Below are 9,366 nucleotides of genomic sequence, written 5' to 3' on the forward strand. Positions count from 1 at the left end.
CAGCATGCCCAGGCGTTGGATTACCTGGTGGTGGAAACCAGTGGGGTGGCGGATCCCAGGCAGGTGACCGAGCTATTTGTGCAGAGGGTCTTTCATGAGGAGTTGCGCCTGGATGGCGTGGTGACCTTGGTTGACGGTGCCGAATACTGGCGCAATTTCCAGCGCTCGCAAACCGCCGCCCACCAGATCGGCAGCGCTGACATTTTGTTGCTCAATAAGGTGGATTTGATCGACGAAGCCGAACGAGAGCGGATCCTTCTCGATCTGCGCCGCTACAACCCCGCTGCCCCTTGCCTGCTCACCACCCATGCCCAGGTGCCTCTGGCCCGCATCTTGGATGTGCATGCCTTCCGCCCAGAATTGTGGGATCCCAGGCTCCCCGATTCGGGGACTGAGGCCCACCCCAGCCATCACCTGGAGGAGGACGGGATCCAATCGGTGAGCTTTCAACTGCAGCAGCCGCTGGATTTGGGGGCCTTTCGCGATTGGCTACAAGACTTGTCCGAGACCGTTTTTCGCGCCAAGGGGGTGCTGTCGGTTCTGGATGAGCCGCAGCGGGTTATCTTCCATCAAGTGGGCCAGCGGCAAACCCTTTTTCTGGAACGGGACTGGGATCCCGATGAGCCCCGCCTGTCCAAAATTGTGTTGATCGGCAAGGGGCTGGAGCGGGAGCAGCTAGCTGCCGGCCTCAGCCGGGTGTGTGGGGCAACCGCCGCTGGCTAGAGATCCTCTTCACCACTGCCTATTTCTTTCAATTTCTAGATTGGGTGACCTGGGATGGCTCGCAGCAAACTTTCAGAGCAAGAACAACAGCAAATTGTTAGCGCCTACCGCGGCTCAGCAGCGACCGCCGTCGAATTGGCGGAGCAATTTCAGGTGAGCATCACCACCATCACCCGCGTGTTGAAGGAAAATATCGCCGCCGATGAGTACCAGCGGTTGATCCATCTCAAACGCTCGGCTGCCCGCCGCAAAGACATGGGGGAAAAAGTTGCTGTTGGCAGGATCCCAGCCTTGGAGCAGCAGATCTTGCCGCTGGAACCGGAGTTGCCTTCTCCATCTCCCTTGCCGGAGCCCCCCGCAGAGCCGAACGCAAACGAGGAAGGCGAGGATAACACTGCTGGGACGGAGTCTCTGCCAGAACTGCCCCCAGAAGAACTGCCGTTGGCGGCTGGGCTTCGGGAAGATCTGGAGGATGTGGAGGAAGAGACCGAAGAAGACCGTGACCTTGAAGACGAGGACGAAGATGAGGACGACCCTGACTATCCCTTAGAAGATGAAGATGGGCCAGAAGAGGATCCCCTCACCGATCCCGGCTATCGAATTCAGGTGTTGCCCCTGGAAGAGCTCACCCTGCCGGAAACCTGCTACGTCGTTGTTGACCGCTACCAAGAACTGACCACCCGCCCTCTCAAAGAATTCTTTGGCTCGGGATCCCTGCCCATCGAAGGGATCGACAACGCCAATACGCTGCCCATTTTCGACAACCACAAGGTGGCCCGTCGCTTTTCCGAAATGAGCCGTCGGGGCAGCAACACCTACCCGCCCTACCGGGTGATCCAGTTTCCCGGCTACATCCTGGAGATTGTGCGCACCCAACTGCAAAAGAAAGGCATCACCCATCTGCTCGTAGATGGGCAAATCTACAGTCTTTGACAGGATCCTCAAGCTCAGAAGTGGGGGACTCCTGTTACTGGCGCAGGTTGGCAACACTACGTGAACGCCAGCCGCACTTCCTGTTTTAGCCTACCTCGCCACAGCAGCAGTACCCGTCTCTTCGGACATTTGGACTGCCCCCGCCCCCACGGGCTTATGGATCGCTCCTCAGCTCCCCACTCACACTGATGGAACCAAAGGCTCATGCCGTGACATACTCCCGCACTCATGCTGATGCAAAGCGCTCCGCGCCGCTAAAGCGAGAGAGGGCGGGGCTTCTCGGCGGCCTAGCTAAGCCTTGTAGCAGGCAGAAATACGCAAAGTTTGTGATCATTCCACAGCCGCCGCCGCGTATTCCAGCTCCTCTTCCACCACTTCCGGTGGGGCCTCTGCCGCTTGTCCTTGCTTAGCGGCCAACAGTTGCTCGCGGTACTTGGCTGCCATCTCCTCGGCCTTCTCGTAAACCAGCTTGGGATCCCGAATCATGTCGCCGGGATTGGGCTCCAGTTGCTTGGTGGACAGCGAGATCCGTCCCCGCTCCGCATCCAGATCGATGATCATCACCTTCACTTCGTCGTTGACGTTGAAGACGCTGTGGGGCGTATCGACATGATCGTGGGAGATCTCGGAAATGTGCAGCAGGCCGGAGACGCCGCCAATATCGATGAAGGCACCATAGGGCTTGATGCCCCGCACCGTGCCAACCACCACCTCGCCCACTTCCAGCTTGTTCATCTTCCGCTCCACCAAGGCGCGGCGATGGCTCAACACCAAGCGGTTGCGGTCTTCGTCCACCTCTAAAAACTTCAGGGGCAGCTCTTCGCCCACCAGCTCTTCTTTTGGCTTGCGGGTGCTGATGTGGGATCCGGGGATAAAGCCCCGCAGCCCCTCAATCCGCACCAGGGCTCCACCTCGGTTGGTGGCAAAAATGGTTGAGCGAACGGTGGCATCTTCTTTCTGGAGCTGCCGTACCCGTTCCCAGGCCCGCATGTACTCGATGCGACGGATGGAAAGAGTGAGTTGTCCCTCTTCGTTTTCTTCGGTGAGGATAAAAAACTCGCGGGTTTCTCCGGGCTGCAGCATCTCGTGCGGGTCTTCCAGGCGGCTAATCGACATCTCCTGGAGCGGCAGAAAGGCAGCCGTTTTGGCCCCAATATCGATCAAAGCACCGCGTGGCTCCACCGAGAATACTGTACCCGCCACAATTTCGCCAGGGCTGAAGTGATAGTCGTACTTATCCAGAAGGGCGGCAAAGTCTTCAGTGGTAAAACCTACATCGGCAGCGGTGAATCGACTCATAGGGGTGCAGTAACTGATCAGTTGCGCGGGATAAAGGGTAGAAGGCCAGTTGAGTTTAGCAGAATCCCAGATGAGAGTGCATTCACTCTCCCACTTTCCCACCTGTGGGGGATGTGGCTGGGAAATACCATCGTAGCTTAGAGGAGCGTCTTTTGTGGCAAGTTTTCCGGGGATCTTGCCAAGCTGGAAGATAGAAGATTTGGGAGAAGAACGATTGCACTTTATCGACCAAGCCGAAATTGAAGTGCAAGGGGGGAATGGCGGAGATGGCATCGTTGCCTTCCGCCGTGAAAAGTATGTGCCGGCTGGGGGGCCATCCGGCGGCAATGGAGGGCGGGGCGGCTCAGTGATCCTGGTGGCAGATCCTGGCCTGCAAACTCTGTTGGATTTTCGCTTTCAACCGGTGATCAAAGCGGAACACGGGGCCAAAGGGGGGCCCAACCATCGCAGCGGGGCCAGTGGTGCGGATCGGCTGGTGCGGGTGCCCTGCGGTACTGTGGTGTTCAATGCGGAGACTGGGGAATTGTTGGGCGATCTGGTGGGCAAAGGGGATCAATTGCTGGTAGCCCGTGGGGGCAAAGGCGGCTTGGGCAATGCCCATTTTTTGAGCAACCACAATCGTGCCCCCCGCCAATTTACCAAGGGCGAAGCAGGAGAACGGGTGCGCCTGCGCCTGGAGCTGAAGTTGATCGCCGAGGTGGGCATTGTCGGCCTGCCCAATGCGGGCAAGTCCACTCTGATTTCGGTGGTCTCCTCTGCCCGGCCCAAGATTGCCGACTACCCCTTCACCACGCTGCAGCCCAATTTGGGAGTGGTGCCCCATCCATCGGGAGATGGGGTGGTGTTTGCCGATATTCCGGGGCTGATCGAGGGGGCGCACTTGGGGGTGGGGCTGGGCCACGAGTTTTTGCGCCATGTGGAGCGCACCAGGGTACTGATTCATTTGGTGGATGGCACGGCGGCGGATCCCGTCAAGGATTACCAGGTTATTCAGCAGGAGCTGCGCGCCTACAGCCACGGGTTAATCGATAAGCCACAAATCCTGGTTTTGAACAAGATCGATGTTCTGGATCCCCAGCAGGTTGCCGAGCGCACCCAGAGGCTGTCTGCCGCTGCCGGCACTTCCGTAGTGGCCATTTCTGCAATTGCCAAGCAGGGGCTGGATGCCCTCTTGCAGCGGGTGTGGCAGTGCCTGGGGCGGGGATCCCAACAGCCTGCGCAGTTGGATCTTGTGGGGGCAAAATCCATCCAGTCCTAGGGCAGAAGAATCTTAGAATGGGAAAGCCCCTGCCTTCCCAGAACCCAGAGACGAGTGGCCATGTATATCTCGGCGGAGGATCTGCCACCGGATTTGCGTCAGATTATGTTGGCCGTTGAACAGGCGGCTCAGGCGAGGGCGGGAGCGTGTGTGGAGCTGCTGATGCTCCTGCGGCTGCTGGAGGAGTTGCACCGCGCGATCCTGGAAGGTGCCTTTCGGGAGTCTTTGCCCAATACCCGTCAAGCTCTGTATCGGGTGCTTCAAGATTTGGAAGAAGCGGGCGACTGGCCCTATCTGCCCCGTCTGCACATCCAAGCCCTGATGCAACAACTGAAGGACTGGCCCGAATCTCAGGGATCCCTGCCGGTGTCGGTGCCACCGACCCCCCGCCCTCTTGTGGAAAACCCTTTGGGGGGGAGCTGCTCCGAGTCTTGACCTCTTTCCACCTGCCCGATGGCCGAGTATTTTAAGCTGCATCCTCAACAGCCCCAGACCCGTTCCATCCGGCGGATCGCAGCGGCTTTGCGGGAGGGGGCGGTGATGCTCTACCCCACCGATACGGTTTACGCCATTGGCTGCGACGCGACCCATAAACAAGCAGTGGAGCGGGTACGCCGCATCAAGCACCTCTCCAACGATAAACCCCTCACCTTCTTGTGTCCTTCTCTCTCGCGCATTGCCCAGTATGCCCAGGTCACCGATTCAGCCTATCGACTGATGCGGCGGCTGATCCCCGGCCCGTTTACGTTTCTGTTGCCAGCAACCAAGCTGGTGCCCAAGTTGGTGATGGATCCCAAGCGGAAAACCACCGGCATCCGGGTGCCCGATTCTGCCATTTGTCAGGCTTTGCTGGAAGAGTTGGGCAATCCAATTGTCTCGACCTCTGCCAAGCTGGGGGGGGATCCCGTCGGATCCCTGGGCTTAAGTTTTGGGCAAACCTGGGAATGGGAGAGCGATCCCTGGGATGAGGGTGGGATCTTTGCGGCTGAGGAAATGCGGCAGTTGGAAAAACAGGTGGATCTGGTGCTGGATGACGATGCCCCCCGCCGGGCCAAGGTCTCTACGGTAATCGATTTGACCGGATCCGAGCCGCTGGTGGTGCGGGCCGGGCTAGGGTATGAGCAGGTGGCAGATCTGAACCTGAAACTGGTGGGAGAAGACGGTTAAGGGCAGAGGGATCCCGCGTTCTCTAAAATAGGGTCAGTGCCTTCGGAGTGTGCCCATGTCTGAGGCCCTGGCTCAGCAAAAATCGGCTCTGCTGCACCTACTGGAGGCGACCGACCGGGGCCGGAAAGTTTCCCCTGACCAAAAAGCCCAGATTTTGTCTCAAATTGCCGTCCTAGAAGCGCTCAACCCCACCCCCAAGCCAACATCGGCTCCTGAAGGGTTGGAGGGGAACTGGCTCACCCTATTTACCACGAGCACAGCTCTGCTGCGGCTGGCACAGTTGCCTTTTTTGACCACCGGCGAGATCTACCAGTGTATTCGGGCCAAGGCTGGACGGGTCTTCAACGTGGCGGAGATCCAGGGATCCGGCTGGCTGGGGGCTTGGGTGCCACGGGGAATCTTGGCGGTATCGGCACGCTTTTACCCCGAATCGGAGCGTCGGGTGAGGGTGATTTTCGAGCGATTGGTGTTCGGATCCCAAGCTTTGATGAGCTACGAGATCGAGAGTTTTCTCTATTTGCTCGAGCGGGCTCCGGAGCGGATCCCGGCTATTCAAATCGATATTCGCCGCCGCGAGCCAACGGGCTGGCTGGATATCACCTATTTGGATGAAGATTTGCGGATGGGCCGGGGCAGCGAGGGGAGTGTATTTGTCCTGAAACGGGTGAGTTGAGACTTCGGCTAGCCGGAGGGCTTAGAGGGTTCCGTTTCGGCTATTTTGTGAGATAGGTTTTGGGTTAGGGTGAAGCCTATTTCCTGGAGAACTTGCAAGGCGCGGTAGGACTCCCGCAAAGCTTGCAGCTCTTGCTGAGTTTGCTCCAGTTGCCGGGCTTTTTGCTCCTGTAAGAAGCGCAGCCTTTGATTTTCGGACGCCGTGCGACGCAGAACGTGCTTGAGTTTCTGCTTCTGCTGCTGAAGCCGAGTCCGCCTCACCTCCAACTGCTGCAGTTGGATTTCTTGGAGTTCCAGTTCTATTTTCAGAGTGGCGACCTGCATCTGGAGTTGGCGAAGTTTTTGGTTGAGCTCTGGCTCTGGTGTGGGTTTTGCCGACTCAGGGCTTGGGGAAGAAGGTGATGACAATTCTTGTAGGGGCTGCAACTGTTGGGCCTTGGCCTGCGAAGCTTGATCCTGGTGCTGCTCGCCCTGCAGTCTTACTTGAGTGTGTTCGCTTACTTCGGTTTCAGTTTCCGTCTGCTGCTCAGCTTGATCAAGAATTTGTCGATCGCAGATCTGGGTTTGAGGATCCTCGTCAACCGACTGCAAAGGGAGAGAATCCTCCTCGGGTTGCCGAGGGTTGCCGCCATAATCGGCGGGATCAAAGGGAGACAGAGCCGCTACCAGCGAGGCCCGAAAATCAGTCCAGGAGCCCGACTGCAGACCCATCTGAACCACCCGCCAGGCCCCATAGGAGGCCCCAGCGGCAGCCAGGATCCCAGGGATCCCGGCCAAGGATAAGGAAACCCTGGGCAGGGTTGGCAGGATCTGATCCAACAGCCCCACCACCAGAGCGAAGACGAAAATCCCGCTCCCCGCAGCAGCGGCACCCGAGACCCAAGAGGAGCGGGAAAACATCGTCATTGGCTTTTCGTTATCACAATCGCTAGAGCGGGAAAACCAGGTTCAAAAATGGCCTGTCTGCACTCAGTTTATCCCGCCAGCAGCCTCTGTTTCCCTCTCAGGGCACCTGCCAAGCCCGTTGGTGGTAGCCCTCTAATTGGGCCCAGGGATCCCCAGCCGCTGCGTGGGTATGGCCGTGGTCGTGGTGAGGGTGGGAATGAGGATGGTGATGGGATCCGTGCCCGTGATGGTGGTGATGATGCTCGTGAGGATGGTGATGGGTATGCCCAGCTCTGACCTCTGCGCTCACGGCCAGGCGAAACTTGCACAGGTGGCAGTTCATTTGGGTTTGGCCCTGTAGGGCTTCCTGCTCCAGTTGCTGCAGGCTGTGCAGCACCGTGTCCACAAGGCCCAATTCCGGCAGCATGAGCCAGTCGATTTCCGACTGTCGTTGTCGTTGTTGTTCCACTGCCGCCTCAATTTTTTTCACCAGCACTCCGGTAAACAGGAAGTAGGGCAGCACGATCACCCGGCGCGGATGCCAGGACAAGGCCCGCTCCAATCCCACGGGCAGGCGGGGATGGGTAATGCCGATAAAGCAAGTTTCCACAGCGGCAAACCCAGATCCTTCCCAAAGCAACCGGGCCAGTTTACAGGCTTCGGCATTGGCCTCGGGATCGCTGGAGCCGCGACCCACAAACAGGAGCACGGTTTCTGCTTCTGGGATCCGCCGCGGTTGGGCGGCCATCAAAGCGGCCAATCGGTCTCGCAGCAGTTGCAGGATCTCGATGCGGATCCCCAGCGGCCCACCGTAACGAATGCGCAACTGGGGATAGAGGGCCTGCAGGCGATCCAATTCCATCGTCACATCGAACTTGTTGTGGCGGGCCCCAAACAACAGCAGCGGCAGGACCACAATCTCTTGCCACCCTTGGGCCAAGCACTGCTCTACCCCCTGGGCAATGGTTGGCTGGGTCAGCTCCAGAAAACAAGGGATCACCGGTCGATGGGGAGTGAGGGATTGGTAGACTTGGGCCAACTCCAGAAAGGCTTGCCGCCCTTCAGGGTCGCGGGATCCGTGGCCGATAAGCAATAGGGGCAATGAAGGAGAAGCAAGCTGCCCAACCGAAAGGGGAGGGGAAACACTGAGGGTATTCAACACAAAAAACTCCGTTCCTTGTGAATCGCAAGGGGTACAGGACAACGGCAGGTGGGTGTTCTGGCTGAGGGAGGGATCCCATCACAGTTGCGTCACAGTGGCGGACTTGCACCGCGCTTTCCCCAGTCTGCCTGAGCCTTTTAGGTTAGCTTGCCGCTTGTCGTTCACCAAGCCCCCTGGGGGGGATGTCCTTGTCTGCCAGAAGATAGCCCTGAGGCATGAGCGGTACGGCAGACTCATGCTCAAAGGGCAGCAAAACTGTTGCCGCGCTAATCCCCCTTGCCCCTGGGAGAGGGCCTAACGCCGGCCCGCTGGTTTGGGGGGCTGAAAGTGTCGCAGGCGCAGGGCATTGGCGACCACCGAAATGGAACTCAGGGCCATTGCCGCCCCGGCCAGCATGGGGTTGAGCAGCCAGCCTGTGAAGGGATAGAGCGCCCCAGCAGCAATCGGGATCCCGAGCGTGTTGTAGATAAAGGCGAAGAAGAGGTTTTGGCGGATGTTGTTGAGGGTAGCCCGGCTGAGTTGAATGGCTGTGGCGACTCCCCGCAGATCCCCCGACATGAGGGTTATATCGCTGGCGGCCATCGCCACATCCGTACCCGTACCGATGGCGATCCCCACATCGGCTTCTGCCAGAGCCGGAGCATCGTTAATGCCATCTCCCACCATCGCCACCCGGTGTCGAGGTTGTCTTAGGCTGCGTATGTAAGCTGCCTTCTGATCCGGACGGACTTGGGCAATTACCCGCTGAATGCCTGCTTGCCGAGCAACCGCTTGGGCCGTGGTGGGGTTATCCCCGGTTAGCAGGATCACCTCTAGGCCCATCTGTTGCAGGTGTTGCACTGCCTCAGGAGAGGTGGGTTTGAGCGGATCGGCAATGGCCAACAGCCCCACCAGGCTCTGGGATTGGGCTACGCCGATCACCGTTTTGCCCTGGCTTTCCCAATTCTGAACCCGCTCTGACCAAGAGGGATCCCAGGGGATCCCCATCTCCTGTAGCCAGCTCAGCCGACCGATGCGAATCCACTGATCTTCCACCCAAGCCTCTGCCCCACTGCCTACCCTTGCCTGAAAGTGCCAGGCAGGAGGGATGGCAATTTTTTCGGCTTCGGCTTTCTGCACTACCGCCTGGGCCAAAGGATGTTCCGAGTGCCGCTCCACTGCCGCTGCCAGGCGCAACACCGTCAGGGGAGAGGAGCCATTAGCCCAAATATCGGTGACGGTAGGGCGACCTTCAGTCAGGGTGCCAGTTTTGTCCAAGACCACCGTG

At 58.7% G+C, this 9,366-nt stretch carries 10 protein-coding genes and 1 riboswitch; of the genes, 6 read left to right on the forward strand and 4 right to left on the reverse strand.

From position 1 onward, the window contains the following. Window positions 1-723, forward strand: a 723-nt coding sequence (locus NW838_RS02705; RefSeq protein ID WP_414427460.1) for a CobW family GTP-binding protein, incomplete at its 5' end; no start/stop codon positions are given. A 54-nt stretch (window positions 724-777) separates the two neighbouring features. Then, complete coding sequence (locus NW838_RS02710; RefSeq protein ID WP_414408914.1) at window positions 778-1,656, forward strand: hypothetical protein; 879 nt, start codon at window positions 778-780, stop codon at window positions 1,654-1,656. Between the two features lie 330 nt (window positions 1,657-1,986). Here the strand turns inward: NW838_RS02710 and NW838_RS02715 are convergent, their stop codons facing one another. Continuing rightward, complete coding sequence (locus NW838_RS02715) at window positions 1,987-2,955, reverse strand: 30S ribosomal protein S1 (protein ID WP_414350512.1); 969 nt, start codon at window positions 2,953-2,955, stop codon at window positions 1,987-1,989. A 214-nt stretch (window positions 2,956-3,169) separates the two neighbouring features. On the opposite strand from NW838_RS02715, the gene obgE reads away from it, so the two are divergent. The 4 genes from obgE to NW838_RS02735 are packed head-to-tail and all read left to right on the forward strand — an operon-like array spanning window position 3,170 to window position 6,053. Beyond that, window positions 3,170-4,213 carry a GTPase ObgE gene (obgE, locus tag NW838_RS02720; protein ID WP_414427462.1) on the forward strand — a complete coding sequence of 348 codons (1,044 nt, stop codon included), beginning with the start codon at window positions 3,170-3,172 and terminating at the stop codon, window positions 4,211-4,213. A 60-nt stretch (window positions 4,214-4,273) separates the two neighbouring features. Continuing rightward, window positions 4,274-4,648 (forward strand): hypothetical protein, encoded by a 375-nt coding sequence (locus tag NW838_RS02725; protein ID WP_414357583.1) that lies wholly within the window; start codon window positions 4,274-4,276, stop codon window positions 4,646-4,648. Window positions 4,649-4,666: 18 nt separating this feature from the next. Beyond that, entirely contained in the window at window positions 4,667-5,380 is a 714-nt protein-coding gene (locus NW838_RS02730; protein ID WP_414357584.1) for an L-threonylcarbamoyladenylate synthase, read from the forward strand. A 55-nt stretch (window positions 5,381-5,435) separates the two neighbouring features. Further along, window positions 5,436-6,053 (forward strand): PAP/fibrillin family protein, encoded by a 618-nt coding sequence (locus NW838_RS02735; RefSeq protein WP_414357585.1) that lies wholly within the window; start codon window positions 5,436-5,438, stop codon window positions 6,051-6,053. A gap of 8 nt (window positions 6,054-6,061) precedes the next feature. Here the strand turns inward: NW838_RS02735 and NW838_RS02740 are convergent, their stop codons facing one another. The 3 genes from NW838_RS02740 to NW838_RS02750 all read right to left on the reverse strand — a co-directional run. After that, window positions 6,062-6,958, reverse strand: coding sequence for a hypothetical protein (locus NW838_RS02740; RefSeq protein WP_414357586.1), 897 nt, complete (start codon window positions 6,956-6,958; stop codon window positions 6,062-6,064). A gap of 97 nt (window positions 6,959-7,055) precedes the next feature. After that, a complete protein-coding gene (locus NW838_RS02745) occupies window positions 7,056-8,096 on the reverse strand; it encodes a sirohydrochlorin chelatase (protein WP_414357596.1) in 1,041 nt (346 codons plus the stop codon). Window positions 8,097-8,128: 32 nt separating this feature from the next. Then, window positions 8,129-8,265: riboswitch (cobalamin riboswitch) on the reverse strand. Window positions 8,266-8,393: 128 nt separating this feature from the next. Further along, window positions 8,394-9,366 (reverse strand): heavy metal translocating P-type ATPase (locus NW838_RS02750; protein ID WP_414427461.1); only part of this gene is annotated, 973 nt, incomplete at its 5' end.

Origin of the sequence: Synechococcus sp. R55.2, from assembly GCF_047462075.1 — a bacterium.
Taxonomy (GTDB): Bacteria; Cyanobacteriota; Cyanobacteriia; order Thermostichales; family Thermostichaceae; genus Thermostichus.